Here is a 26578-nt window from a genome sequence, read left to right on the forward strand (position 1 = left end):
CAGCCTAGGTCTATTTATGCCAGTTCATTTAAGCTAAATCATCGTCACCCAAATTACCAGAACCAGTTGTAGGTACTTGAGAAACATATTCACCTTGCAAGTGGATCTCTAGCACCTTTTCTTCTTCTTTCAAACGGTCGATCTTATTATCAATTTGCAATAAAGTTAGTTCTAGTTCTAGCTCTTCCTCACTAGCAGCAATAGCAATTTTATCTTCTTCAGTAAGATTTGCAACGGCATCCTTACCACCTTTGTTAATAATCATTTCCCAAGTTGCCAAGGGGTCTTTTAGGGACTGATTACCTAATAATTGTTTAAAACCAACAATAACAGGTACTAGCTCCATATTATTGATCATATTTTCAAGATTTTCAGGATTTAGGTTTTGCAAATTATTCATAGATTCCATAATAGGTTCAATCCATATAGTGAATGGACTTCCAAAATTACTTGAAATGTATTCTTGCAATTGTAAGATATTAGTTTTCAGCGTGTCAAAGACTGTTATAAACTTACCTATATCAGGTTTACTGTGTTCCTCTAGATAGATATACGCTTTGTGCTTTAGCTCCTTACTAGTAATAGAGGAATCAGAATAAGTTTGGTGGTATTCTTGATAATATTTAATAAGCAGATGAACATCACAAAAATACTTAGCCAATTCCAATGTACTTAATTTTTTGATTTCCTCTACTGACTTTCCCTCAAGTTCTGTCCGGGACTTTTCTAAAGAATCTAAAAATTTTTTATGTTGCTTTTCTATTGTTTCTTTACTTGTAGAGGTGGCATCATCTTCTTGGTTCTTAGACATAGTTACTCTCCATTATTTATAATATTAATTCAATTTTAATAGTAGTAATAAGTAAAGTGTAGTTAACGATTTTTTTACTGTCAATGGGTTTTTTTATGATAAAATAATACTTGACTAAATTAGTAGGATATTATATAGTAATGTTATTATAGTGGAGTTGTTGTATGCAATTAACTACAAAGGGACGATATGCTGTAATGGCTATCTTAGAAATCGCATCTCAAATGTCGGATATGCCTGTTACCTTGGCAGAGATTTCGGCAAAACAAAATATACCGGTTAACTATTTGGAGCAAATTTTTGCAAAACTTAAGAAAGCTAATATAGTTAGATCAGCGAAAGGTCCAAAAGGTGGTTACATCATTAATGAAAAACTAAATAATATCAAGATTACTAATATTATTGATGCGGTAGATGAGAATATTGAAATGACAAGATGTTTAGGAAAATCTCAGAATAGTTGCGTACCTAATAAAGTAAAATGTAACGCTCATCATTTATGGTTAGGTTTAAGTAAGCATATAAGGAACTATTTTGACACCATCTCTGTAGCTGATATGCTAGCTGATACACTAGATAGCTCTAAAAGTTTTTGAAAATTATTTTAACTTATGTATTAGTGGACGAATAAATTATGTTATTATAACCTCAAATATTGATGTAACATTACCGTGTCCTCATATGTCATCCCTGCGAAAGCAGGGATCTAAAAATGTTCAATTGTCCTATTAGGCTACTTTTTTAGACCCCTGCTTTCGCAGGGATGACATTGTTCGCAGTTGATGCTTAACAATATAACTTGTTACATCGAACTGAGGACACGGTAATGTTATATCGAACAGAGGTTATTATATGTTATATTTAGACCATAATTCTACTACTAACGTTCATCCTAAGGTTAAGGAGCTTATGAAGAATTTGCTCGAAGCAGCATATAATCCGTCTTCTATTCATACCAAAGGACGTTATGCTAGGAGTTTAGTAGAAACAGCTAGGGAGCAAGTTGCAAGATCTGTGGGCGTTGACATAAATTCTAGAGAATATCAGGTTATTTTTACTTCCTCTGGCACAGAAAGTAATAATTTGCTGATGAATAATTATTATGACGGAGAAATTTTTGTTTCTAGCATAGAACATTTATCGATCTTTGATCATGTTAAATATAGAAATAATATTAAAATTATTCGTGTCGATAGTGATGGCATTGTTGATGCTCAGCATTTAGGAGAACTGCTATCGGTTAGTCATAGCAATAAAAAGCTCGTGTCTGTAATGCTAGCTAATAATGAAAGTGGTGTTGTGCAAAATGTACAAGAGCTGGTTAAAATTGCCCAAAAATATGGGGCAGTATTTCATAGTGATTGTGTTCAGGCAGTTGGCAAAATATCGGTCAATATTAAAGAATTAGGAGTTGATTTTGCTACTATATCAAGTCATAAATTGGGAGGAGTACAGGGAAGTAGTGCGTTGATTGCTAAAGCAGAGCATACACTTAAAGCAATGATGATTGGTGGAGGGCAAGAGAGAAACATCCGCTCAGGTACAGAAAATGTACTAGCGATTGCTTCGTTCGGGCTTGTGTCATCAATAACGACTACAGAGATAGAAGATAGATATAAAAAAATGAAGAAATTACAGACATATTTGGAGCAAAATTTGTGCAACTATAAAAATGTTAAAATAGTGTCGAAAGATGTTGAAAGATTACCAAATACCACGTTGATAATCGTACCTAACACTGATGCACAAACCAAATTGATAGCTTTCGATTTACGGGGTATAGCAGTTAGTTCCGGTTCTGCCTGTTCATCAGGGAAAGTTGGTAAGTCACATGTTTTATCGAATATGGGGTTTAGTGAGGATGATACTAGGTCTTCGATTAGAGTCAGCTTTGATTATCAACAAACTACCCAAGATGTTGTAACGTTTATTAAAGCATTTGAAGAAATATACGCTTCTAACTTAAACGTCATTGCGAGGAGCTACTTTAGTAGCGACGAAGCAATCCATATCTAATTTTCTTGGATTGCTTCGTCGTAGCAATGCTACTTCCTCGCAATGACGTATAACCCTTCTAGGTACAGGGATGATCTTAAAAATCACAGGAACGCTAAAAGAGTAACTAGTATGGATGAATTAGAAAAATTAAGACAAAAAGTAAAATTAAGTGGTAAATCACTACCAATTTATATGGATTATCAAGCGACAACTCCTATGGATACAAGGGTTCTGGAATGTATGCTGCCATATTTTACCACTAAATTTGGTAATCCGCATTCTAGGAGTCATTCCTTTGGTTGGGAAGCTGAAGAAGCTGTGGAGTTGTCGAGAAAAGCAGTAGCGAGGCTTATTGGAGCAGATCCTAAAGAGATTATTTTTACTTCTGGTGCTACTGAATCTAATAATTTAGCTATTAAAGGAATTGCTAAATTCTATGGTAATAAAAAAAATCATATAGTGACGGTGGTAAGTGAACATAAATGCGTTTTAGATGCTTGTAGACATTTAGAAGATGAAGGATTTAAGGTAACATATTTGCCAATTCAGCCAAGTGGTTTGATTGATTTAGAAATATTGAAAAATGCCATAACAGATCAAACTATACTGGTATCGGTGATGGCTGTAAATAATGAGATTGGTGTTATCCAACCAATTAAAGAAATTGGCAAAATTTGTCGTGAACGAGGAGTATTCTTTCATTCAGATATTGCCCAAGGATATGGTAAAATTTCCATAGATGTTAATGATTGTAACATTGATCTGGCAAGTATTTCCGGGCATAAAATTTATGGTCCTAAAGGTATTGGGGCTTTATATGTAAGGAAAAAACCTAGGGTGCGATTAGTGCCGATTTTAAATGGTGGAGGGCAGGAAAGAGGTATGCGTTCTGGGACTCTACCAACTCCTTTAATTGTTGGGCTTGGCAAAGCTGCTGAAATAGCTCTGCTTGAGATGCAAAAAGATGCTAAGCATGTAGAAGAGCTTTTTGATAGGTTTTATGATAATATTACTAAAGAAATTGCCGACGTTTACCTAAACGGTGCTAGGCATAATAGATATAAGGGGAATCTAAATCTAAGTTTTGCTTATGTGGAAGGTGAGTCTATGATACTAGCTATTAAAGATTTAGCCGTTTCATCCGGTTCTGCTTGTACATCATCTTCGCTTGAACCATCATATGTGCTAAAAGCTATGGGTGTTGATGAAGAAATGGCACATACCTCTATTAGGTTTGGTATTGGTAGATTTACTACTAGAGAAGAAATCGATTATGCTGCAGCGTTAATAGCGTCAAAAATTAATAAATTAAGAGAGCTAAGCCCTCTTTGGGAGATGGTGCAAGAGGGAGTTAACTTAAAGCAAATCAAGTGGGCAACACATTGATGTGTCATTGTTGTGCAGCGTAGGTTGCTTATAATTATTATAATATAGATAGGAAATAAAATGGCATATAGTCTAAAAGTGCTGGATCACTATGAAAATCCTCGTAATGTAGGGTCATTAGATAAAAATGATGCATATGTTGGAACAGGTCTTGTTGGAGCTCCTGCATGCGGTGATGTAATGAAGCTACAAATTAAAGTTAGTGAAGATGGAATTATTACAGATGCCAAATTTAAAACCTTTGGTTGTGGTTCTGCTATTGCTTCAAGTTCTTTAGTAACAGAATGGGTTAAGGGTAAATCTATTGATGAGGCTGGTAGTATAAAAAATACTGAAATAGCCAAAGAACTATCTTTACCGCCAGTAAAACTCCATTGCTCTTTATTGGCAGAAGATGCAATAAAAGCTGCAATAGCTGATTATAAAACTAAAAAATTGCAGTAGACTTATGAAAAATATTATGTCATTGACTGATGCAGCAGCTAGGCAAATAAAGCTATTGATAGGCAAACGTAATAAACCATCTTTTGGTATTAGGGTTGGGGTAAAATCTGGTGGCTGTTCTGGTCTATCTTATTACGTAGAATATGCGGATGACAAGAATAAGTTTGATGAGGTGATAGAAGATAAAGGTGTACGAATATTAATCGATCCAAAAGCTCTGATGTATATTCTAGCAAGTGAAATGGATTATGTAGAAGACAAGTTTAAATCCGGGTTTACTTTTAATAACCCAAACGAAAAAGGTAGTTGTGGGTGTGGAAAGTCGTTTAATATATAAAAAAATATTTCTGTTTTTATAATTTACTGATATACTTACTTAAGTAGCTACTAAATAATGAGTACGAAAATGACAAGGCTAAGTATCGATATTCCTAATGAACTACATCAGTTCTTAAAAATTCACACTGCGTACAGAAAAGATACAATAATGAATTTTGTAAGAGAAGCTATATATATTAGAATACATCAAGAAAAGAAATTAAACGAAGAATCTGTTAAAACATTAAAAGAATCAAGAGAAGGCTTAAATATAAATACATATCCATCTTATGAAGAAATGTACAAAAAACTAAACTTGATATGATTATACAAAGTGCTACTAGACGATTTGAGAAAGAATTATCTATAATGCACAAACGTGGTAAAAACATTACAAAATTAATAGAAACAACTGATTTGTTGGTAAAAAATATTAATTAAGGTGTAGAACATCATTTGTTATTACCTACCAAATATTGTTTACACAAAATTGTAAATATGAATAATATTTGGAATTGTCATATAGAACCTGACTGGATATTACTTAAACGATGAAGTATTAAGGCTAGAACGTACGGGAACACACAGCGATATCTTTAAATGATGATTTTAACTGGTATAGTGGCTCTGTTGGAAAAATGTCTAGGAAGCATGTGTTTAGCCAAGGTAATTTAAAAGTCACCGTCATTAGTTGTTATAGTATGTAAGTTTAACCACTACCGATGTCATTCCTGCGTAGGTAGCGGGATCTATATTACTTAATAGTCTTTCAGGCTATTTTTTTTAGATCCCAGCTTTCGCTGGGATGACATCGAGTGCATATTAAGCACTTTTTCCTTTATCTATTAGGCTTGCAGCCCGACTTTTAAATTACCCTGCTGGCAGCAGCTTCAAGCAAGAGGTTATAAGTTACCTTTTTAATAATTAAATATGTGTGATAGATCATGCAATTATTAGATTTCGTTAATAAAAAAAATTACATAGATGGAAATTGGCTAGATTGCCAAGAACAGTTGGAAGTATCAAATCCTGCGAATGGCAAGGTAATTGGCTCGATACCAAATTTGCCCAATGATTTAATTGTTGGTGCTATTCACAGTTCTGTTAGAGCTTTTAAAGATTGGTCACAGACTTCTTTTGAACAAAGAATCATCATATTAAGAAAATGGCATTCTTTAATATTAGAGAATATTGATGAATTAGCCTGTATAATTACCTTAGAGCAAGGGAAAATATTAGAAGATGCAAAGCGGGAGGTAGCATATGGAGCATCGTTTATTGATTGGTTTGCCAGTAATATTTATAATATTCAAGGTAAAATCAAGCTTGGCAAATCAATAAATCACAAAATTATTACCGAATATGAACCGGTTGGTCCGGTTTGTGCAATTACTCCGTGGAATTTTCCAAGTAGCATGGTAGCAAGAAAAGTTGCCCCAGCACTAGCTGCTGGTTGCAGTGTTATACTTAAACCATCGGAATTCACTCCTTTTTCTGCATTGATTTTGGCTAAACTTGCAAGTGATGCTGGCATGCCAACTGGAGTACTAAATATTATCACAGGTGATGCCAATAATATTGGGCAGATATTTTGCAATGATTTTAGAATTCGTAAATTATCATTTACTGGCTCTACTAGGGTAGGGAGGATATTATACCAAAACTCTAGTGCTACTATGAAGCGTTTGTCTCTAGAACTTGGCGGTAATGCACCATTTATTGTATTAAGTGACGTTGATCTAGAGAAGGCTGCAAGTGAGCTTATATTAGGAAAGATCAGGAATAGTGGACAATCTTGCACTTCTCCTAACAGAATATTTATTGAAGAGACAATTTATGATAAATTTTTATCGATTCTTACTACGAAATTTGCTAACCTTAAAGTAGGGGATGGTTTTGATCCTGAATCAGTTATAGGGCCACTGATTAACAAAGCAGCTACAGATAAGATTTTAAAATTGATCGAAGATGCTAAAAATAAAGGTGGGAAAATCATATGTGGAGGTAAAGCTCATAATAATTTTTTTGAGCCAACAATTATTAGCAACTGTCAGGATAATATGGAGATTTTTACAACAGAGATATTTGGACCGGTTCTTGCCTGCTATAAATTTGCTAATATAGATGAGGTTATAGCTCGATCCAATAATACGGAGTATGGATTGCAAGCTTATATATATTGCAAAAATATATCCACAGCTCAAATAATGGCAGAAAAACTTGATTTTGGTATGGTATCAATTAATGATTCACTACCTGCTAATGCCAAAGCAGCATTTGCCGGACGCAAGAATTCAGGATTTGGAGTGGAAGGTTCGGATGAGGGGATATTTGAGTATTTGAATAGTAAATCTATAAATTTGTATAATTAATCCTTATATAACTTAAGGAAGATATCAACATGGCAAAATCAAGAAAAAAGGCAGGAGAAGAAAAATATACAGCTGAAAATTTTTATAAATTAGGAATATATTATAGCAAAAAGGCAGTTTCATTAGAATTTGATAATGGACAACAGGAAAATATAAATGATAACTGGAGTAAGGCTGCAAAAAGTTTTTGGCTATCTTTGTGCTTAGGCAATGTAAAAGCTGCTTTTGCCTTTTTTAATTGCCGTTGCCATGTTTGTAGCAATGAGAAAGAAGATGTCGAGATAAAAACTCTAATGTATGGAGCAGCCTTACAGCTTACACCCAAAAAATGTACTGAAATGCTGCCTAAATACCGGGTAGAAGTTCCTGAGTCTATGCAGGTTATAATAGATGAGTTTGTAGCAGTAGTGAGAAAAGCTCAATCTGATATTCATGCTGAAGGAGTGAATATAGAAATAGTAAATAGTCAAATAGCTAAATGCAGCAATCTCATTAAATTACACAGCAAGTTAACGCCTAATTGTTTACCAACATCTGCATACGAGGAGGCTGAAGCTTCTTATTCCTATAATGGCGAAGTTAATCTTGGATATCAGAGTAGTGTTAGTGATGATACTGTTAGCACCTCTTCGACATATGTGTCACTACTAGGAGAAGAAGTACAAAACCAAAACTAGAGTGTACACTCGATAATCAAGTTTTTATTGAGTTATATAATTCATGGCAGTTTAAAAGTCATGCAAAGAAGTCGAGAAGATGTCATTCTAGCAAGACGGTAGATTCCCGCCTACGCGGGAATGACAGCTCTGGGGAGTAACTACAACTGTAGTATTAGCGTAGTTAATAATGGGAAATGGTATTAGACGTAAAGGTTTTTGAGATCCCCGCCGTAGCTCGGATGACATAAACTACCCTGAATTACGCGAATTCGGGATAAGAATTTATCAATTCTTATCCCAAATTGGGGTGAATTGTATGCCTTAGAAAAAACTTGATTATCGAGTAATAATTAGACTTATCTAGCAAAAAATAATCATTTCGTTTGACTTTTCTTGTATATATCTGTATAAGTCCACTGACTTATAATGATAATCAAATAGTATGAATAAGGTGGAAAATAATAGTTATTTCTCAGAAATGAGAAGAGTAGTTTGGCCAATTGAAGGGCATGAAAATAAGAAATTTTTGCCGATGGCGGCTATGATGTTTTGTATTTTGCTCAACTATTCCACTCTTAGATCGATAAAAGATGGATTTGTGGTAACAGCTATTGGTCCTGAATCAATAAGTTTTGTAAAAACCTATGTTGTTTTACCAATGGCAGTACTATTTATGGTTGCTTACGTAAAGCTTTGTGATGTGTTAAAACAAGAAAATGTTTTTTATGCTGTAACTAGTTTTTTTCTTGCATATTTTGTCCTATTCACTTTTATCTTATATCCTTACCCAGAGTTAGTGCATCCTAATCCCGAAACAATCGATGCATTGAGTAATGAATATCCAAATTTTAAGTGGTTTATTAGGGTAATTGGTCAGTGGAGTCTTGCTATCTTTTATGCTATATCAGAACTTTGGGGAAGTATGATGCTTAGCTTATTGTTTTGGCAATTTGCTAACCAAATTACTAAGACTGAAGAGGCAAAGCGTTTTTATTCTATGTTTGGTATGTTAGCGAATTTATCTTTACCAGTCACTGCATTAATACTTGGCTATTTTTTAAGCAAAGAAACTCAAATAGTTTCAGAAGAACTGAAATTTACGCCACTACTTATTATTATGATGAGTAGTGCTGTAGTTATCATGTTGTTATATAGATGGATGAATCAGCATGTTTTAACCGATCCTACTTTATATGACTCAACAAGTAAAGCAACCAAGAAAGGCAAGGTTAAGTTATCTCTCATAGAAAGCTTCAAAATGATTTTTAGCTCAAAATATTTAGGACTTATTGCCTTACTAATTATATGTTATGGTGTGTCAGTAAATCTTGTAGAAGGTGTATGGAAATCAAAAATTCAGCAGCTATATCCAACTAAAGAAGAATATACCATGTATATGGGGCAATTTCAGGCTTGGCAAGGTGTTACAGCTATATTATTCATGATTATTGGCAGTAATATTCTAAGAAGGGTTTCTTGGTTCACAGCCGCTATGATTACTCCTTTGATGATGTTAATTACCGGGGTTGCTTTTTTTGCCTTTATTTTCTTTGATAGTACTATCGCGATGTATATTACTGGTTTATTCACTTCTGGACCTTTAGCAGTAGCAGTGATGATTGGCATGATTCAAAATATTTTAAGTAAGGCAACAAAATACTCACTATTTGACGCTACTAAAAATATGGCATATATTCCTCTTGATAAAGATCTTAGAACTAAAGGTCAAGCGGCGGTAGAAGTTATAGGTGGTAGGTTCGGTAAATCTGGTGGTGGTATTATCCAGTCAACATTCTTTATCTTGCTCCCTGCTTTTACCTTCACTGAAGCTACACCTTATTTTGCTGGTGTGTTTTTTGTTATTGTAATATTGTGGCTATACGCGATCAAAGCACTTAATAAGGAATATAAAGTTCAGATATCTGATGTCAAATCCGAAAGTTAGTTGTAACGAAGTTAGATTGATGGGACTACGCAGTATTTGACCAACGTGGATCAAAAACTCCAACATAAGTGATAGTGTTTACAGGAGCAAAAACGATGTCATCCTAGCTTCCGCGTACTAGTGTCCGGTTTAAGTCGGTTGTCATCTAAAACTAGAGCATTCGACATTAATTATTATTCTAAGCACCTTCGATGTCACCCCTGCGTAGGCAGGGGTCTAAAAAAATAGCCAAGAAAACTATTTAGACTTTTCTAGCCCCCTGCTTTCGTAGGGGTGGCATTGAAGGGGAATCAGAGAGAATGCAGGGTTATTTGTCTAGATAAAAATTATATACTCTTTATCATTTAAAAAATTATATGGACAAAGTTTTTTTAATTAGTTATAAGAAACTCTGCCTTGAATCTTTAGCTGTAGTCAATTGATTTGAGTTTATTACACAATATGTCTGTTTATACGGCTAGATAGCTCAGTTGGTAGAGCAAAGGACTGAAAATCCTTGTGTCGCCGGTTCGATTCCGGCTCTGGCCACCATCTCTATGATAAATCTTTTATCGTATACTTTATGAAATATCTAGATTGTATAATAACTATTATACAATCATGAACAATATTCTGAAATACAAATTACGCGAACTCGGGATAAGAATTAACTAATTCTTATCCCGAACTGGGGTAAATTATTGTAAGAAAACTTGAGTATTTTCTAACTAGCGTTTATACTGTCGCCATTATTTTGTAAAATTAAATAACCATGATAAACTCACGTTTTTATAAGAAATCTGCTCCTTATAAATTATCAGAAATTGTAAAATTAATAGATACTGAGATAGTATACTCAAATGATTTGTTAATCCATAATGTTAAGTCATTAGAAGAGGCTGATGTTGGTGATATAAGTTTTTTAATTCATAACAAATATATTATTCAATTCCAAAACACTAAAGCTTCGTGCTGCATAGTCCCAGAGAATTTTTTGCACGAATCTAATAATGGAACAATTTTATTAAAAACAAAAAATCCGTATTTTGCTTATGCAAAATTAGTAGATTTGTTTTATAGTAAAGCAAAAACTTATCCTAACAAAATTATGCCATCTGCTTATATTTCAGATTCTGCCACTATAGGAAGTAATTGTTATATAGGGCATAACGTTGTTATTGAAGATCATGTTATAATAGGAGATAATTGCATTATAGAATCTGGGACGAGTATAGATTTTGGAGTAGTAATAGGTAATAGAGCGTTAATATACTCAAATGTTTCAGTAAGTTACAGTATAATAGGTGATGATGTGGTAATATTAGCGGGAGCGAGAATTGGACAAGATGGATTCGGTTTTGCAACAGATAAAGGAATTCATAAGAAAATTTTGCACACTGGTATGGTAAAAATAGGTAATAATGTTGAAATAGGTAGTAATACTACTATTGATAGAGGATCGATAAATGATACAATAATAGAAGATTTTTGTAGAATAGATAACTTAGTGCAGATAGGACATAATGCTATAATAGGACGGGGGTCAGTTATTGTTGCCCAAGCAGGTATAGCAGGTAGTACTAAGGTAGGAGCATATTGTGCTTTAGGAGGGCAGTCAGGCATATCCGGACATATAGTACTAGGCGATAAAGTCCAAGTAGCAGCCCAATCTGGCGTGATAAAAGATGTTGAACTAGGAACTACAGTTGGTGGATATCCTGCAGTACCAATTAGAGATTGGCATAAACAATCAGTAATTATGAAGCAACTTGTAAACAAAAAAACGGGATATAGATGACAATTAATATTAGAGAAATAATGGAAATGCTACCTCATCGTTATCCATTTTTATTAATAGATAAGGTGCTAGAATTTAAACTTAATGAGTCTATTGTTGGTATCAAGAATGTTACTTTTAACGAGCCGCAGTTTACTGGTCATTTTCCCACAAAACCAGTAATGCCTGGTGTGCTAATTATTGAGGCTATGGCTCAACTATCTGCTATTTTAGTAGCCAAATCAATGGACTTCAAAGATAAAGATGTTTTCTTTATGACTATTGAAGAGGCAAAATTTCGTAAAGTTGTTGAGCCAGGTGATACATTACATATTTATGCTAAAATAGAACAAAATAGAGGTTCTGTTTGGAAATTTTCAAGTAACAGCAAAGTCAATGATCAGATAGTTGCAGAGAGTAAATTTACTGCAATGGTTAAAAATAGGAATTAACAATGACCTTATCAGCTATACACGCAACTGCCATGGTAGATTCAAAGGCTTCGATTGGTGCAAATGTCAGAATCGGTCCTTTTTGTACTGTTGGGTCGGATGTGGTTTTGGCGGATAATATTGAGTTAAAATCACACGTAGTTATAGAGGGAAAAACAAAAATTGGTGCTAATACAGTTATATATCCATTTGCTTCTATTGGTCAGCCCCCTCAAATACTTAAGTATGAGGGAGAAGAGTCAGAGGTTATCATAGGCAGTAATAATACTATTAGAGAATATGTAACTATTCAAGCTGGTAGTAAAGGTGGTGGTATGGTTACCTCTGTAGGTAATAATGGTTTATTTATGGTTGGAGTACATATAGCACATGATTGCATCGTAGGAAATAATGTAATTTTTGCAAACTATGCTAGCCTAGGTGGTCACGTTAAAGTTGATGATTATGCCATTATAGGAGGGCTTTCTGCTGTTCTGCAATTCGTACGTATAGGACAACATTCGATGGTGGGGGGTATGTCTGCAGTGAGCAAAGATGTGATTCCATTTGGAGTAGTTACAAATGAAAGGGCATTTCTTGAAGGAATAAACTTAGTTGGGATGAAAAGACGTGGCTTTGATAATCAGGAAACGCTTGATACTATAAAAGCCGTAGATGAGATTTTTATTGGCGAAGGTATTTTTACTGATAGAATTGAGATAGTTTTAAAGCAATATAAAGGTAATCCTATTGTAGAACAAATTATCACTTTTATAAAACAGGATCTTACTAGAGCATTTTGTCAGCCAAGACAAGTTGAGCATGATAAGGTAAGTAGGTAAAATGTTGCAAATATACCCTTTAAAGCAAAAGAGTATAATTGGAATTATAGCAGGAAATGGCTTATTGCCAATTTCACTCGCCAATAGTTTCATTAAGCAAGGCGGGCAATGTTATATCGCAGCTTTGGAGGGAGAAGCAAATCCGGTATTGTATAAGGATTTTATCCACCAATTTTTTAAAATCGGTATGGTTAAGCCAATAATTGAATATTTTCGTAAGTATGATGTAAAAAATATAATTCTTGCTGGTGGTGTAAATCGTCCTAATTTGCGATCAATTAAAGTAGATTTAATGGGATCAAGGTTACTTGCACGCATATTGAAACAAAAATTTTTAGGAGATGATAAACTTCTTAGTATAGTGACAGATTTCCTAGAAGAGAAAGGGTTTAAAGTAGTTTCTAGTTATGAAATATTAAGAACAAATAATGATGTTATGACCATAGCTGTTCCATCTAGAATAGATAATACAGATATCGAACTGGGGATAAAGCTATTAGATAGTATCGGATGTCTTGATGTAGGACAGTCAGTAATTGTTGATAATGGGTATATTATAGGTATTGAGGCGGCTGAGGGTACAGATAATTTAATAGAAAGATGTTCATATTTACGTAAAAATTCTACAGGTGGTGTACTTATTAAAATGATGAAGAAAGGCCAAGATACTAGAATTGATATACCTACAATAGGAGCAAAGACAATAAGTAACTTAGCTAATTATGGTTATAAAGGATTAGCCATACAGAAAGATAAAGTGATTATTTTAGAGATAGAAAGAACTATTGGCCTCGCTAATGAATGCGGACTTTTTATTAAACTTACTTAGTGTATCTAAAGAATTAAGGCAATAGATTTTATCTTACAGCCCCTACTTTCGCAGGGACGTCTTTTTTGCCCTGTAAGTAGTATTACTTACGTTAGCGTTTTTGATCCAAGCTTGCAATGTCAAAACCGATTACAATTTACACTTTCTGCATTAATACTCGATCATTCCGAATCAAACACGTTCACTGTAAGCACTGTTCCTTTTAAGGAACTATTAGACTTAGATTTTAAATATTCTTCGATTTTAGTGCATTTTATGAACGTGTCGAACGGTGAATGTAACATAAAGTCTAGCTTTCCGTCTTCCAATTTTAAGTTTGTAAATTTAATAAGTACTGGCTAAAAGTTTTTCTGCAAAAAAAGTATGGTTAAAAACCATATAGTAATCAAACATATCCAAAGTCCACCTCTAATGTCATATGTACGCTTGATTAGGATTTTTAGAGCATCTTCAGTCTTCTTAGCTCCTCTTATACACTCTGATCTCATGGCAATTATGTAACCTGATATAGTCATAATCTTGCTATATAGTTGTTTTAGATCTTTATCATTAAGATCATTTTGCATAAAACCCTCTTACTATGATTGTAGGTAAAATATTCCTATTCATTATTAGATAGGGTAGTTGAGGTTGCATTTTTAAAAATAAAGTTGCTAAATAAGCAAGAATAAATTTGATTACTGAGCAAATATTGTATATATTCATAAGGCATTTCCTTTTATGATTGAGGTTTTGTGCTTAACTAACATTTAGTATTATTTCGTTTTTATTCAACTTACCTATATTTAGTAGTTGAATTTATGTACTAAATAGTTTTAGTTTTTAAAGTTTATCTTACTAAATAATTCTTTGGTTCATTTAGTAAGATAAACAACTTTACTGTGACAATTTTTTATTGTCAAGAAAAAACCGTTTTTCACGGATCAATTTTATAAAAAAAATATTTACAATGGGCTGGATTGAAAATATAAAAGAATTCCTTGGGAATAAAATGGAAGAAAAACAACTAAAGGCAAGTGATCTTGCTGAACTTGCAGGCATCCCTCCGACTACTATGAGAGGGATGTTGGGTAATCGACGTCCTGAAATAAAAAACATAATCAAACTTGCAAATTATTTTGACTGCTCTATTGATGAAGTGCTAGGTAGAAAGGAATTTGAGCCTCAAGAAAAACAAGAATATATGCAACTATCTCCAGAAGCATTAAGTGCTAATTTGAAGAGCTTTATCACCGAGAAGATGAACAAAAACCAAATGACTCAATACGAATTAGGATCAAAAATTGGTCGTAGTGAAGACACCCTTCGTCCTTTTTTAAGAGAAGATGATAATAACCAAAAAATGCTAAGTACCGAAGCGGTTATAGCTATTGCTGATTATTTTAAAGCTCCTATTGATGGAATGCTAGGTAGAACTTCGCAGCTTGGAAGAGAGAAACAGGTAGACAGATCTTTAGGTAACTTAAAAACATTGAGTCCTGAAGTTCTAAAAGCCGCTCAACTTATTGGGAAATCCATTGCAAGTGATATATCACCTAAGGCTCTGACTACAGATAATGTTGCTCCCAGCCATGTGAGTTCTTTAATTAAGAAATCACCTAATAGCAGCAGAGGAAGATAAATCTTTTTTATCGATGGTAATTTAATGCAAGAACGTATTAGCAATATTAGAGCCCTTTTTGCTAAGTATAAAATAGATGCCTATATAGTACCGTCTAATGATCAATATCTTAGCGAGTATGTTCATGAAAGTGCTAAACGACTGCAATATATGACTAACTTTAGTGGGTCAAACGGTATTGTGGTGATCTGCAAAAATAATGTTATCTTTTTCACAGATGGTCGTTATCTAGAACAAAGTAAGCGTGAACTAGATCCAAAAATTTTTGAGATTTTTGATATTAAAGATTTACCCTATTTTCCTTGGGATGATTATTTAGGTAATGATGGTATATTGGGGTATGATGCGAAACTCTTCACTAATGTTAAGTTAAAAATATTTTCTAAAATAAAGCCTCGTTTACATAAGGTATCTAATAATTTAGTAGATCAAATTTGGCGTAATAGGCCGGCTGAGCCATCATCAAAAATATATATTTATGATGATAAGTTTGCTGGTCAATCGTATAGTGATAAAATTACCATGTGCCGTAATCTACTCACTAAATATTCTGCAGATACCATGATTGTTACTGCAGCAGATTCAATATGCTGGTTATTAAATCTCAGAGCAAGTGACATTCCATATTCACCATTGATGCTTGGTATAGTCCTAATCACTAAGGATCAACTATATTTATTTACTAATCCAAATAGGGTGGATCAAGATATTATACTTGCTCGTCCTCATATAACTATCTTACCTTCAGCACAATTTGCTGATATATTGAGTCAAGCTAATAAAGTCCTAATTGACGAAAACTTCACTTCAAATTATATCATAGATTTGCTAAGCACTAAGATAATAGAAAAAATTAATGATCCTTGTCAATTAGCTAAAGCCCGTAAAAACGATATTGAAATTAACCATGCAATTAATTTCCATATTAAGGATGCGGTGGCACTATGCGAATTCTTTGCATATTTATTCGAACTACCAAATTTACAAGATCAAACTGAATATGATTTAGGAGCAATATTAACAGGGTTTAGATTTAAACAAGATCAATATGTTATGGATAGCTTCCCGACTATATGTGGCTTTAAGGAAAATAGTGCTATAATTCATTACCGAGCAACAAACACGGGGGCAAAGAAAATCTTAGGTAAAGGCATATTATTAATTGATTCTGGTGGTCAATATAACGGTTGTACTACTGATGTAACTAGGACTCTTGCTATAGGTGGATACCCTACCAAAGAACAAAAATTACGTTACACTCAAGTTCTTAAGGGGCATATTGCTTTGTCGATGATTAAGTTTCCAGTTAATCTTATTACTGGAGCTAATTTAGATGTGCTAGCTCGGCAGTTTTTATGGAGAGATGGACAAGATTACCCACATGGTACAGGTCATGGTGTTGGTAGTTTCTTAAGTGTTCATGAAGGACCACAAAATATTAGTTTACGCAGTAACGTTATTCTAGAACCTAGTATGATTGTATCCAATGAGCCAGGTTATTATAAAACGAACGAATTTGGCATTAGAATAGAAAATCTGATGTATGTCAAAAATACTTTACAGGATGAAAATTATCTAGAGTTTGACACGCTTACCCTTGTTCCTTATGCAAAAGATTTAATAGATCGCAGAATGCTAAACGCAGATGAGATAAATTATATAGAACAATACTATCAAAAAATTAAACAACAAGTTTATCCTCTACTTTCAATTAGAGGACAGAAATGGTTAAGTAATCAATTACTTTTCTAGCTTATTGATTTCTTCAATACTCAAACCGGTAATCTTTGCTATATACTCAGACGTCATATTTTCTTTAAGTAAAATTTTAGCTATAGCTATAGCTATAGCTTTTTTCTTTTCACCTCTAGCCTCGCCTCTAGTTTCAGCAGCTTTTTCAGCTTGTTCGATTTTGAACTGCTCTACTGCTAGATTATCTAGTTGGGTTTTGGTTATATGATCATAGGTATTTAGCTCTTCTTCTGACCAAGAAGCTTGGTCTATTGCTTGGAAAGCTCTTTTAATAATAATATCGTGACCAATTAAATGCTCCATTTCTATTAAAGTACTATGATGGGCATGTTTAAAGAAATACATCCATTTTTCCTCAATAGTTTCTAGTTGGTCAATGGTTTTATGGAATTTCTGCAGTTCAGCAAAGATAAAGTAAAAATCCTTGAGATCATGTTCATAAGTCTTGTTATCCAACATTCGATGTGTTGATTTCCAATCTTTCTTATCTGGGAACATGATGAAATCGGCAATAGCTAGGAATATCACCCCTTTTAGTTTAGCATATACTGCTAACTTCTTATGATTTTTATCTTCTTTAAGTATCTGCTGTGAATAGGCTTTAGCTGCATAAAATTGAGTTCTTTTCTCAAATCCCTTATGTTCGCTAACCTGCATTTCAACAATTACTTGTGTGCCATTCTGATCTTTACACAAAACATCGACAATAGATTGCCGATATGCAGCAATTACAGGATCTTGGATGGTTTTAAGAAAACTAACCTCAATAATTTGATCCTTTCCCTGATATCCTAAAATATCATTAAGGAAGTGAATTAATATATCTTTATTTTTCTCTGTACCAAAGATTTGCTTAAAGCAAAAATCATTTTTTGGATCGAGAAAACGGGAAATAGCCATAATAAATAACTTAAATTATATAATACTCATTAGTAGTATAGCAAAAAAACTCTCAAGCACTAAGTAATATTCGATAAATAATGCTTATACCAAGAAGCTACCTAAAAGACATTTTTATAACTTATACATTAGCTAGTCAACTAAAAATATACCTAAAATTGAAATAATTATAACATTTTTTCAATTTTCAAAAAACTTGGTTCAGAAACTCATTAGGTTCTATGAAGGTTGTTATTTAATTTTGTAGATTTAGTTGACTTGCTATTATTGAATACACCATACTAAATCTCAATTGGTCCAGTAGTTAAACCATTAACAAATTGTTGCAAGTAAGGATTATCACTATTTTTTATCTCATCTTTTTTACCAAACCATAAAATCTTCCCTTTATAAATCATAGCAACCTCTTTAGCTATCATATAAGCACTATTCATATCATGAGTTATGGTGATGGTAGTAGCCTTTAGCTCCTCTTGAACTTTAATTATTAATTCATTGATAACATTAGCCATTATAGGGTCAAGACCGGTAGTTGGTTCATCAAGGAAAAGAATCAACGGGTCGCCACAAATAGCCCTAGCTAAAGATACTCGCTTTTGCATACCTCCGGAAAGCTCAGATGGATAAAGCCCCAGTATTTTTGTAGACAAACCTACAGAATTAAGTTTAGATGCAGCTAACTCCTCTTTATTTTTTGGAGATAATTTATACAGTTTTTCAGTAAAGAATGTAATATTATCTTGAACAGTTAAAGAATCAAAAAGAGCTCCCCCCTGAAATAGAAACCCCATGGTTTCCATCATTTTAAATCTATCTTTACTTGAAATGTTTACAGTCTCCACTTCATCAATAACTATACTACCTTCATCAGCCTGCATTAAACCAACTATAGTCTTTATTAACACTGATTTACCAGTTCCTGATCCCCCAAGAATTACTATTGAACTATTCCGCTTTATATCTAAGTCTATACCATCAAGTACCTTATGATCGCCAAAAGATTTATATAATGAGCGTATTTTTATTTTTGATTCGTTATCCATAATCTATTCTACATATACACGTCATACCCCAATTCCGGGATAAGAATTAGTTAATTCTTATCCCGAATTGGCTTTAATATAAGGAAAAATGCATTCTTAAAGCGGCTAACGCGAATGCATTTTAAACCTTTCTAAAGCTAAAAACATGATTTTAATCTTTTAAAATCATGTTTTTAGCAAAATATTAATTTAACAATCAGATGCAGAGCCGTCTCAAATCTGATTGTTTCTATAATTTCACCGAATTCGGGATAAGAATTTGTCAATTCTTATCCCGAATTCGCGTGTCATCGAGTCTTATACTTTAAAAAACAACTCTGTTATCAAGTAATTACTGATTAGAATAAGAACTGAAGAATTTACTACCGCAGAAGTTGTACTCGTCCCAACTCCTTTTGCTCCTGTACCTGAATAGTAACCACTATAACAACTTACTATTGAGATAATAAAACCAAACACTGCTGCTTTTACCAAGCCAGAAATGACATCTATTGGTTCTAAAAACTTAAAGCTATTCGTTATATAATTAAAGCTATTAAAATCAAGCTTATAAACACTTACCAAATAACCACCCATTACTCCTAATATATCACCTATTAATACTAAACATGGTAACGTAATAACTGCGGCTAGTACTCTTGGAAAAACTAAATATTTTATGGGATCAGTTGACAAAGTATAAAGTGCATCTATTTGTTCAGTCACTCTCATAGTAGCTATTTCAGCAGCAATTGATGCACCAACCCTACCAGCAACCATAAGACCAGCAAGAACTGGTCCAAGCTCTCTAGTTATTGAAAGAACTACCACCGTAGCTATTGAACTTTCAGCCGAAAAACGAGAAAAACCTGTATAGCTTTGTAATGCCAGCACAGCACCAGAAAAGAAGGTAGTCATAGCTACAACTGGTAAGGAATAAAAACCTATAGACAATAACTGCTTTAACACTAAGTTGTAATATAAAGGTCTCTTAAAAATACTAGTGACTCCTGCAATAGTAAATAGAGAGAAAGCCCCTATAGTCCTTGCAAAACTAATAGTATGTTTACCTAATAAATTAACGGTATCAAGAATCATTTTTGTATACTCTCTTATATCTGCTACCTAGTAGAGTGAGAATTTCATAACCAATGGTATTTATTATATTCGCTATTTTATCTAAAGTACAATAATTCCCTATAATTTCAGCTTGTTGTCCTAGAAAAATTTTGTTTGGTGGTAGTTCAGTAACATCAATAGTAATTGAATCCATTGATACCCTGCCAACTACAGGAGCTGAATGCGAATCAATAACTACTACTCCACAATTGCTAAAAGCCCGGGGATAGCCATCAGCATAACCAAGAGGCAAGGTAGCAATTAGCCTATTACTATTTGTTTTAAAGGTCATATTGTAACCAATGTAACTTTCCGGTGGTAATTCTTGCAATTGTATTATTGGAGCAGTCAGTCTTATTGGATTATGCATTGGATTTTCCAAGGCATTTCCCAAAGGATTAAGTCCATATAATGCTGCACCAGGACGTATTAAGTCAAAATGATATTCTTGTCCTAGAAATATACTACTAGAGTTAGCTAGACTAGCTTTGACTTTTGGGAAATATTTTAAATAACGCTTAAACTTTTTTAATTGTTGTAAATTATAAGGATCATCAACTATTTCAGATGTAGATAAATGACTTATAATATACTGCAATTCAAGACCAACTAATAGATCGGGTTTGTCTATTATATGTTGCATTTCTGTGTCGAGCATTCCTAAGCGATTCATACCAGTATCAACATGGATTGTACAGCGTAGCACTTCTTTTTTAAGAGTAGCAAATTTTTGCCAAATTTCAACTTGCTCTAAACTATTAAGCACAGGAATTAAATTACTATTCCTAAATTCCTCAACATCATTGTAAAATACACCATTAAACACAAAAATATTAGATTTTTGCCCCAATACTTTACGTAATGATATTCCTTCATCAACTGAGGTTACAAAAAAACTTTGACAATTCTCCATCTGTAAGGCTGGTGCGATAGCATCAGCACCAAGTCCATAGCTGTTAGCCTTTACCACGGAAGCAATCTCTGAAGTTTTACAAATTTTAGAAATAATACGATAATTAGCACGAATTTTTGCTAAGTCTATTTCAAGTGTACATTTATCAGTATGCATAAAGTTCTAAATTCTCATAATCTTACAGATTTTTGTAATGCTGCTATAATAATTGGAGCAACCGATATTACATGGAACTTAGATGGTAAATCAGTAGTTTCTATTGTATCAGTTATATATACGTTCATTACATCAGAATTCTGAATATTTTCTTTAGACATTCTAGAAAGCACTGGGTGAGTTATAAAAGCATTGACAGATAAAGCTCCTACTTCCATTAATAGCTTAGCTCCCTTACAAAGGGTTTCGCCACTATCAACAATATCATCAATTAATATACAATGCTTGCCGGAAACGTTACCTATTATTTCTGACATTTGACATTTATCATTAGAGCTCTTGATATCTCTACTTTTATTAATAACAGCTATATTCATGTTAAAAAGCCTATTCACATCACGTACACGTACAAAACCACCAACATCTGGAGATACAATAATAGAATTATTATAAGTTTCAATAATCGGAGCAAATAAACTTATTGGATCAAGATTTTGTACTGGAATTTTAAAAAAACCCTCTAATTGCTGTGAATGCAAATCGACAGTTATTACATGATCAACACCAGCAACTTCCAGCATATTCGCTACAAGACGGCTCGATACTGGAGTAAAACTACAAGATCTACGATCTTGGCGGCTATAACCAAAATACGGTATAACCGCAGTTACTTGTGAAGCTCCCGCTCTTTTTACCGTATCAACTAATAATAAAAGTTCCATCAAGTGGTTATTGGCTGGTCTAGAAGTAGATTGTACTATAACAACATCACACTTATGCATATCTTCAAGGATTTCTACCCTTGTTTCAGCATCATCGAAAGTTGTAATATAAGTTTCGACATATTTACAATTTAGTTCCTCAGCTAAACATCTAGCTAATTTTTTATGACTAAGACCTGCAAGAATTTTCATGCTAATTATAATAATTGGTTTAAGTTTTTGTAGTATACAATAATTATAATTTGCACTAAGTGTTTTATGAAAAATATTTTTATTATTTCTATTCAAGTTGTCGTCTATTACTCGATAATCAAGTTTTTGCTAAGGCATACAATTCATGGTAGTTTATGTCATCCGAGCTGCGGCAGGGATCTCAAAAACCTTTACGTCTAAGGTGTTTTTGTATTTTTAGATTCCCGCCTACGCGGGAATGACATCTTCTCAACTTCTTTTCATGACTTTTAAACTACCATGAATTGTATGCCTTAGAAAAAACTTGATTATCGAGTATTAGCTATGACAAGTTTCATGGATTGCCACGCTCACATACGTTCGCTCGTAATGACGTATAAGTATACTCAAATGATTTGAAGAATTGTTTTTTGAAAATATCATGGATTCGCATGCTCACGTACTATATATACGCTACGCCTGCTCACCATTCATTTTCAAATCCAATTCTTCAAATCATTTGAGTATATACGCCTTTTAAAAAATCACGACTTTTTCATCAATTCATCTATCAATTTTTCAAAACCACTATTACTGAGAATATTCATGAACTCTGACTGTTGAGAATTGATAAGACTAACACCTTCTGTAATAACATCTGAGACTTTTAAATTAGTTTTATCGCTTGCATTCTTTACTTGACGTACTAAGTAATTTACTTTAGCAGTTCCTATTAACATTTCTACCATAAACTCTCCTTCATCAAGAACACACACTTGTTGAACTTTAGGTTCTTGACCCTGGTAATTCTTTACTAAATCAGCATAGGACTTGCTTACATAATTACTGTAAACTTCTGTGAATTGTTTAATTTGTTCAGGAGTTAGAGTTCTTCTGTAAACACCAAGGGTAAATTTAGCCATCCAATTTAGATCTAAGTTAGCTAAAATTAGCTTTTTACTTTTAGCAATTTTAGCGTCTTGATTTAAACTCTCATCTTTAAATACGTCTAGCCCATCTTTTATTAGCTGATTAACATAATTATCAATCACCTTGTTATCAGTAGTAGCACAGTAGGCTGACAAAGACAGGAAACTTAAAATTAAATAAACAATAATTTTTTTCATAATTTTGCATTTTTTAATTAGGTTTAGGGCATTTAAATTGCTTAGGATAGCAAATTACAGATTCACGATTTTGATGCGTAGCTGATCTTACAGCTATGTAAGGATCAGTAGAACTAGATCCTATATAGTCAGTAAACGGTAATAATCCTAACCTAGTATTTATAAGTTGTACACCAGAAACTATGATTTCAAAATCTCTATGTACCGCGTACATTATAGGATTTAAGTAACTATTTGTAAATATAGCATCTGTACTATCTCTTGCATTAGTACCACCAAGAAATGGTATGACTAAATATGGTCCAGGACCAACTCCATAGTGGGCAAAAGTACTACCCAAAGTTTGTTTAGTAACTCTCAATCCAATTTTATCTGCTACATCAAATAACCCACCTATACCAAACGTAGCATTAATTAAAAATCTCCATAGACTTTTCATAGTTTGATCATAATTCATCTGTAAGCCATAATTGACAACAGTCAAAGGCATACTAACGTTATCTAGAAAACTACTCACTCTAGCCCTAGTATAATTATTACTAATTCGTTTATAGCCTATAGTAATAGGTCGTAAGAACAGATAGTCTAAAACAGAATTAAAGGCAAAGATTTTACGATTTAGTTTCTCATAAGGGTCATAGACTTGAGTACACCCCTTACCTTCATTATAAACATACCTAAAATCTTCATCATCTTGAGTATTTTGAGTACTTGCTATTGCAGTTATACTAGAAAAATTAATTAACAATAGTAATATAAATTGCTTCATGGCGTCATTAATGGTTTTTCTTACAAATCACCATATAGTATTTATCATTTTTTTCTAGAGCTAATTCTTCACTATTTAATATGGTAAACTTAGTTTGACCTAAAGCTTTCTTAATATCTGCTATAGTAAAAATAAATCCTTTTCTCTTTAACGAAAGGTTTGTGACGTTATCTATTGGTAAACAAAATGCAAAATACCCTAATGCATTGACTATAGAATAAATAGAATTAAAGTAATCTAATAGGTTTTTAGTAAAAGAAAGAGAGTTAAAACTTAGTACTACATCATATTTATTAGAGTCATGTTTAATAAAATCCGATATTGAAATTTCTAATAACTGATCATAAATATTGCCATATACGGTAACAAGCTTATTCATAATTTCTGAATTTTCAACACCGGTAAAAGTAAAGCCATCAGGAAAACGCTTTTTCACTTCATAACCCACTAAACCTATATTACTACCTAGCTCCAAAATATGGTAATTATCAGGTAAGTCTGTTATGTTATTCATAGTTGTGCTTACAAAACTGTAAGGTAGGTATAGTTTATTATTACTACGAAATTTATTGCCATAATATTCAGCGGTAAGATTTCTATATTGATGCCAAATTTGCGGTGGAATCTCTGACAAATTATTATAATTTTGTAGAAAAGATTCTAACCTTACTTGATCAGCTTCAAAAGCTTTTTGTAGATGATACAAAGCTTTTTCATAATTATTTTTTAAGAAATATGTCCAACCAAGCCAATAATTAGCTTGATGGTCGTTAGGAGAAAAAATTTTATCAACCAATTTGAGCCTTAGTATAGCGTCATTTAAGTTATTTTTATACAAATGTTCTATACCAAGATTAAAATTAGTTTCTTTTAAGTGTGTTACCTTATATTTTACATCGACAAAATAATTGATACACGTAAAGATTTTCTCCCTATACCAAGATGGAAAATTTTTACTACAATGATAATATAATTTTATTTTGTCTTTTATTGAGCCGTAACTGTTACGAATAATTTTGCTGCCGAACATAAATTGCTATGAATTTGATTTTGTAAACATATATTCATCATATAATAACATATATATCAAATGACACTAATACTTATAGTAATAAATTATATAAAATAAATCATATTGTACTATTTTGCTTTCAATAATTGTTTTTTTTTAACAACATAGTATAATACACCCCAATTCGGGATAAGAATTAGTTAATTCTTATCCCGAATTCGCGTAATACGAAAATAATTATAAGGTTCTACAGAATCATGTCACTCATTGCTAAACGCTTAGATCTAATAAAACCATCTCCAACTTTAGCTTTAGTCAAAAAAACATTTGAACTAAAAAAGCTAGGCAGAGATATCATCTCTCTTGGGGCTGGTGAACCCGACTTTGACACACCCAATAATATCAAAGAGGCTGCAATTAAAGCGGTGCGAGATGGTTTCACAAAATATACAAATGTTGATGGTACTTTGGAGATTAAACAAGCAGTACAGACTAAATTCAAGTATGAAAATAATTTAGATTATGATCTAGATGAGATAATAGTATTAAGCGGTGGTAAACAAGTAATCTATAATTTATTTATGGCTTCCCTTAACCAAGGGGACGAAGTAATTATTCCTAGTCCTTTCTGGGTTTCATACCCAGACATGGTAATGTTAGCTGAGGGAATTCCGGTATTTGTTAACTGTGGCATTGACAGCAATTTTAAGCTTACTGTTGAAGCTCTAGAGCAAGTAATTACCCAAAAAACTAAATGGTTAATTATTAACTCACCGAGTAATCCAACAGGAGCTGCATACTCTCACCAAGAGCTAGCAGATATTGCTGAATTACTACGCAAATATCCCAATGTAAACATTATGTCAGATGATATTTACGAGCATATTATTTTTGATGATTTTAAATTTTATACTTTTGCCCAAGTAGCACCGGATTTAAAAGATCGAATATTTACTGTTAATGGTGTATCAAAAGCTTATTCTATGACAGGATGGCGTATAGGATATGGGGCTGGGCCTAAATCATTAATTAAGGCAATGACTATTATTCAGTCACAAAGTACTTCTAACCCCTGTTCTATAAGCCAAATGGCAGCTATTGAAGCTTTAACTGGCACTCAAGATTTTATTAGGTCTAATGCAAAAAACTTTCAAGAAAAACGTGATTTAACATTATCAATCCTAAGTGATACCAAGGGTATTAGTTGCGATAAACCAGCAGGGGCATTTTACCTATTTCCTAAATGCAATGAATTATTTGGTCTTAAAACCCCTTCTAGTAAAATTATCAAAGATAGTAACGACTTTGGAGAATATCTGCTTGAAGAATGTAACGTTGCGGTTATTCCTGGTATTGCATTTGGTCTAGAAGGTTATTTTAGAATTTCATACGCAACTTCGATAAACAATTTGGAGCAAGCATGCTCGCGTATAAAGAATGCTTGTAATCAATTAACGTGATAAAAAAAATCCTTAAAAAAAACAATTTTGTACTTAGTGTAGT

At 33.1% G+C, this 26578-nt stretch carries 26 protein-coding genes and 1 tRNA gene; 17 read left to right on the forward strand and 10 right to left on the reverse strand.

Features of this window, described 5'->3' with window-relative positions; translation table 11 throughout:
- Positions 1–28 precede the first annotated feature (28 nt).
- Positions 29–811: a hypothetical protein gene (locus ACN1AG_RS02110; RefSeq protein ID WP_417905318.1), complete on the reverse strand. Its 783-nt coding sequence runs from the start codon at positions 809–811 to the stop codon at positions 29–31.
- Between the two features lie 164 nt (positions 812–975).
- Between ACN1AG_RS02110 and ACN1AG_RS02115 the strand changes: the two genes are divergently transcribed.
- From ACN1AG_RS02115 to ACN1AG_RS02180, 14 genes are all read left to right on the forward strand, one after another.
- Positions 976–1407, forward strand: a complete 432-nt coding sequence (locus tag ACN1AG_RS02115) for an Rrf2 family transcriptional regulator (RefSeq protein ID WP_341757553.1) — start codon at positions 976–978, stop codon at positions 1405–1407.
- Positions 1408–1663: 256 nt separating this feature from the next.
- Complete coding sequence (locus tag ACN1AG_RS02120; RefSeq protein ID WP_417905319.1) at positions 1664–2827, forward strand: cysteine desulfurase family protein; 1164 nt, start codon at positions 1664–1666, stop codon at positions 2825–2827.
- Positions 2828–2938: 111 nt separating this feature from the next.
- On the forward strand, positions 2939–4195 hold the full coding sequence (locus ACN1AG_RS02125; protein ID WP_417905320.1) for an IscS subfamily cysteine desulfurase: 1257 nt from the start codon (positions 2939–2941) through the stop codon (positions 4193–4195).
- Between the two features lie 60 nt (positions 4196–4255).
- Entirely contained in the window at positions 4256–4639 is a 384-nt protein-coding gene (gene iscU, locus ACN1AG_RS02130; RefSeq protein ID WP_341753738.1) for a Fe-S cluster assembly scaffold IscU, read from the forward strand.
- Between the two features lie 4 nt (positions 4640–4643).
- A complete protein-coding gene (locus tag ACN1AG_RS02135) occupies positions 4644–4976 on the forward strand; it encodes an iron-sulfur cluster assembly accessory protein (RefSeq protein WP_341753739.1) in 333 nt (110 codons plus the stop codon).
- Between the two features lie 69 nt (positions 4977–5045).
- The gene (locus ACN1AG_RS02140; protein WP_367364511.1) at positions 5046–5282 is read left to right on the forward strand and encodes a hypothetical protein; all 237 of its coding nucleotides are present in this window, start codon (positions 5046–5048) and stop codon (positions 5280–5282) included.
- A gap of 619 nt (positions 5283–5901) precedes the next feature.
- Positions 5902–7329, forward strand: coding sequence for an NAD-dependent succinate-semialdehyde dehydrogenase (locus ACN1AG_RS02145; protein ID WP_417905321.1), 1428 nt, complete (start codon positions 5902–5904; stop codon positions 7327–7329).
- A gap of 29 nt (positions 7330–7358) precedes the next feature.
- Positions 7359–8006 (forward strand): hypothetical protein, encoded by a 648-nt coding sequence (locus ACN1AG_RS02150; RefSeq protein ID WP_417905322.1) that lies wholly within the window; start codon positions 7359–7361, stop codon positions 8004–8006.
- 424 nt (positions 8007–8430) lie between these two features.
- Positions 8431–9933: an Npt1/Npt2 family nucleotide transporter gene (locus tag ACN1AG_RS02155; RefSeq protein ID WP_417905323.1), complete on the forward strand. Its 1503-nt coding sequence runs from the start codon at positions 8431–8433 to the stop codon at positions 9931–9933.
- A gap of 455 nt (positions 9934–10388) precedes the next feature.
- Positions 10389–10464: transfer RNA gene (locus ACN1AG_RS02160), tRNA-Phe, on the forward strand.
- 220 nt (positions 10465–10684) lie between these two features.
- The gene (gene lpxD, locus ACN1AG_RS02165) at positions 10685–11710 is read left to right on the forward strand and encodes a UDP-3-O-(3-hydroxymyristoyl)glucosamine N-acyltransferase (protein ID WP_417905324.1); all 1026 of its coding nucleotides are present in this window, start codon (positions 10685–10687) and stop codon (positions 11708–11710) included.
- Positions 11707–12141, forward strand: a complete 435-nt coding sequence (gene fabZ, locus ACN1AG_RS02170; RefSeq protein WP_417905325.1) for a 3-hydroxyacyl-ACP dehydratase FabZ — start codon at positions 11707–11709, stop codon at positions 12139–12141. The genes lpxD and fabZ overlap by 4 nt, the downstream gene beginning before the upstream one ends.
- Before the next feature lie 2 nt (positions 12142–12143).
- Positions 12144–12962 (forward strand): acyl-ACP--UDP-N-acetylglucosamine O-acyltransferase, encoded by an 819-nt coding sequence (gene lpxA / locus ACN1AG_RS02175; RefSeq protein WP_417905326.1) that lies wholly within the window; start codon positions 12144–12146, stop codon positions 12960–12962.
- A gap of 1 nt (position 12963) precedes the next feature.
- Positions 12964–13791 carry an LpxI family protein gene (locus tag ACN1AG_RS02180; protein ID WP_417905327.1) on the forward strand — a complete coding sequence of 276 codons (828 nt, stop codon included), beginning with the start codon at positions 12964–12966 and terminating at the stop codon, positions 13789–13791.
- Positions 13792–14129: 338 nt separating this feature from the next.
- Here ACN1AG_RS02180 and ACN1AG_RS02185 read toward each other — a convergent pair whose 3' ends face one another.
- Positions 14130–14357: a hypothetical protein gene (locus tag ACN1AG_RS02185; protein WP_417905328.1), complete on the reverse strand. Its 228-nt coding sequence runs from the start codon at positions 14355–14357 to the stop codon at positions 14130–14132.
- A gap of 329 nt (positions 14358–14686) precedes the next feature.
- Between ACN1AG_RS02185 and ACN1AG_RS02190 the strand changes: the two genes are divergently transcribed.
- Positions 14687–15412, forward strand: coding sequence for a helix-turn-helix domain-containing protein (locus ACN1AG_RS02190; protein WP_417905329.1), 726 nt, complete (start codon positions 14687–14689; stop codon positions 15410–15412).
- Positions 15413–15436: 24 nt separating this feature from the next.
- Complete coding sequence (locus ACN1AG_RS02195) at positions 15437–17164, forward strand: aminopeptidase P family protein (RefSeq protein WP_417905330.1); 1728 nt, start codon at positions 15437–15439, stop codon at positions 17162–17164.
- Here the strand turns inward: ACN1AG_RS02195 and ACN1AG_RS02200 are convergent.
- From ACN1AG_RS02200 to ACN1AG_RS02235, 8 genes are all read right to left on the reverse strand, one after another.
- The gene (locus ACN1AG_RS02200) at positions 17153–18064 is read right to left on the reverse strand and encodes an Rpn family recombination-promoting nuclease/putative transposase (protein WP_417905331.1); all 912 of its coding nucleotides are present in this window, start codon (positions 18062–18064) and stop codon (positions 17153–17155) included. The two genes, ACN1AG_RS02195 and ACN1AG_RS02200, sit on opposite strands and share 12 nt — an antisense overlap.
- A gap of 281 nt (positions 18065–18345) precedes the next feature.
- Positions 18346–19107, reverse strand: coding sequence for an ABC transporter ATP-binding protein (locus tag ACN1AG_RS02205; protein ID WP_341753860.1), 762 nt, complete (start codon positions 19105–19107; stop codon positions 18346–18348).
- Between the two features lie 297 nt (positions 19108–19404).
- Positions 19405–20184 carry an MlaE family ABC transporter permease gene (locus ACN1AG_RS02210; protein WP_367364523.1) on the reverse strand — a complete coding sequence of 260 codons (780 nt, stop codon included), beginning with the start codon at positions 20182–20184 and terminating at the stop codon, positions 19405–19407.
- A complete protein-coding gene (locus ACN1AG_RS02215) occupies positions 20174–21274 on the reverse strand; it encodes an alanine racemase (protein WP_417905332.1) in 1101 nt (366 codons plus the stop codon). The genes ACN1AG_RS02210 and ACN1AG_RS02215 overlap by 11 nt, the downstream gene beginning before the upstream one ends.
- A 14-nt stretch (positions 21275–21288) precedes the next feature.
- A complete protein-coding gene (locus tag ACN1AG_RS02220; RefSeq protein ID WP_417905333.1) occupies positions 21289–22284 on the reverse strand; it encodes a ribose-phosphate diphosphokinase in 996 nt (331 codons plus the stop codon).
- A gap of 428 nt (positions 22285–22712) precedes the next feature.
- Complete coding sequence (locus ACN1AG_RS02225; protein ID WP_417905334.1) at positions 22713–23294, reverse strand: MlaC/ttg2D family ABC transporter substrate-binding protein; 582 nt, start codon at positions 23292–23294, stop codon at positions 22713–22715.
- 13 nt (positions 23295–23307) lie between these two features.
- Complete coding sequence (locus ACN1AG_RS02230) at positions 23308–24063, reverse strand: VacJ family lipoprotein (RefSeq protein WP_417905335.1); 756 nt, start codon at positions 24061–24063, stop codon at positions 23308–23310.
- 7 nt (positions 24064–24070) lie between these two features.
- Positions 24071–25093: an SAM-dependent methyltransferase gene (locus ACN1AG_RS02235; protein WP_367364527.1), complete on the reverse strand. Its 1023-nt coding sequence runs from the start codon at positions 25091–25093 to the stop codon at positions 24071–24073.
- Between the two features lie 239 nt (positions 25094–25332).
- Between ACN1AG_RS02235 and ACN1AG_RS02240 the strand changes: the two genes are divergently transcribed.
- On the forward strand, positions 25333–26535 hold the full coding sequence (locus tag ACN1AG_RS02240) for a pyridoxal phosphate-dependent aminotransferase (RefSeq protein WP_417905336.1): 1203 nt from the start codon (positions 25333–25335) through the stop codon (positions 26533–26535).
- Positions 26536–26578: the final 43 nt, after the last annotated feature.

This window comes from Candidatus Tisiphia endosymbiont of Micropterix aruncella (genome assembly GCF_965178575.1).
Lineage (GTDB): Bacteria > Pseudomonadota > Alphaproteobacteria > Rickettsiales > Rickettsiaceae > Tisiphia.

Bases quoted from the DNA above. Each gene is read 5' to 3' on its own strand.
- iscU (WP_341753738.1), top strand. From the start codon at position 4,256: ATGGCATATAGTCTAAAAGTGCTGGATCACTATGAAAATCCTCGTAAT.
- lpxA (WP_417905326.1), top strand. From the start codon at position 12,144: ATGACCTTATCAGCTATACACGCAACTGCCATGGTAGATTCAAAGGCT.
- ACN1AG_RS02145 (WP_417905321.1), top strand. From the start codon at position 5,902: ATGCAATTATTAGATTTCGTTAATAAAAAAAATTACATAGATGGAAAT.
- ACN1AG_RS02225 (WP_417905334.1), bottom strand. From the start codon at position 23,294: ATGAAAAAAATTATTGTTTATTTAATTTTAAGTTTCCTGTCTTTGTCA.
- ACN1AG_RS02155 (WP_417905323.1), top strand. From the start codon at position 8,431: ATGAATAAGGTGGAAAATAATAGTTATTTCTCAGAAATGAGAAGAGTA.
- ACN1AG_RS02235 (WP_367364527.1), bottom strand. From the start codon at position 25,093: ATGTTCGGCAGCAAAATTATTCGTAACAGTTACGGCTCAATAAAAGAC.
- ACN1AG_RS02240 (WP_417905336.1), top strand. From the start codon at position 25,333: ATGTCACTCATTGCTAAACGCTTAGATCTAATAAAACCATCTCCAACT.
- ACN1AG_RS02215 (WP_417905332.1), bottom strand. From the start codon at position 21,274: ATGCATACTGATAAATGTACACTTGAAATAGACTTAGCAAAAATTCGT.
- ACN1AG_RS02210 (WP_367364523.1), bottom strand. From the start codon at position 20,184: ATGATTCTTGATACCGTTAATTTATTAGGTAAACATACTATTAGTTTT.
- lpxD (WP_417905324.1), top strand. From the start codon at position 10,685: ATGATAAACTCACGTTTTTATAAGAAATCTGCTCCTTATAAATTATCA.
- fabZ (WP_417905325.1), top strand. From the start codon at position 11,707: ATGACAATTAATATTAGAGAAATAATGGAAATGCTACCTCATCGTTAT.
- ACN1AG_RS02185 (WP_417905328.1), bottom strand. From the start codon at position 14,357: ATGCAAAATGATCTTAATGATAAAGATCTAAAACAACTATATAGCAAG.
- ACN1AG_RS02120 (WP_417905319.1), top strand. From the start codon at position 1,664: ATGTTATATTTAGACCATAATTCTACTACTAACGTTCATCCTAAGGTT.
- ACN1AG_RS02195 (WP_417905330.1), top strand. From the start codon at position 15,437: ATGCAAGAACGTATTAGCAATATTAGAGCCCTTTTTGCTAAGTATAAA.
- ACN1AG_RS02150 (WP_417905322.1), top strand. From the start codon at position 7,359: ATGGCAAAATCAAGAAAAAAGGCAGGAGAAGAAAAATATACAGCTGAA.
- ACN1AG_RS02180 (WP_417905327.1), top strand. From the start codon at position 12,964: ATGTTGCAAATATACCCTTTAAAGCAAAAGAGTATAATTGGAATTATA.
- ACN1AG_RS02115 (WP_341757553.1), top strand. From the start codon at position 976: ATGCAATTAACTACAAAGGGACGATATGCTGTAATGGCTATCTTAGAA.
- ACN1AG_RS02205 (WP_341753860.1), bottom strand. From the start codon at position 19,107: ATGGATAACGAATCAAAAATAAAAATACGCTCATTATATAAATCTTTT.
- ACN1AG_RS02200 (WP_417905331.1), bottom strand. From the start codon at position 18,064: ATGGCTATTTCCCGTTTTCTCGATCCAAAAAATGATTTTTGCTTTAAG.
- ACN1AG_RS02110 (WP_417905318.1), bottom strand. From the start codon at position 811: ATGTCTAAGAACCAAGAAGATGATGCCACCTCTACAAGTAAAGAAACA.
- ACN1AG_RS02140 (WP_367364511.1), top strand. From the start codon at position 5,046: ATGACAAGGCTAAGTATCGATATTCCTAATGAACTACATCAGTTCTTA.
- ACN1AG_RS02230 (WP_417905335.1), bottom strand. From the start codon at position 24,063: ATGAAGCAATTTATATTACTATTGTTAATTAATTTTTCTAGTATAACT.
- ACN1AG_RS02135 (WP_341753739.1), top strand. From the start codon at position 4,644: ATGAAAAATATTATGTCATTGACTGATGCAGCAGCTAGGCAAATAAAG.
- ACN1AG_RS02125 (WP_417905320.1), top strand. From the start codon at position 2,939: ATGGATGAATTAGAAAAATTAAGACAAAAAGTAAAATTAAGTGGTAAA.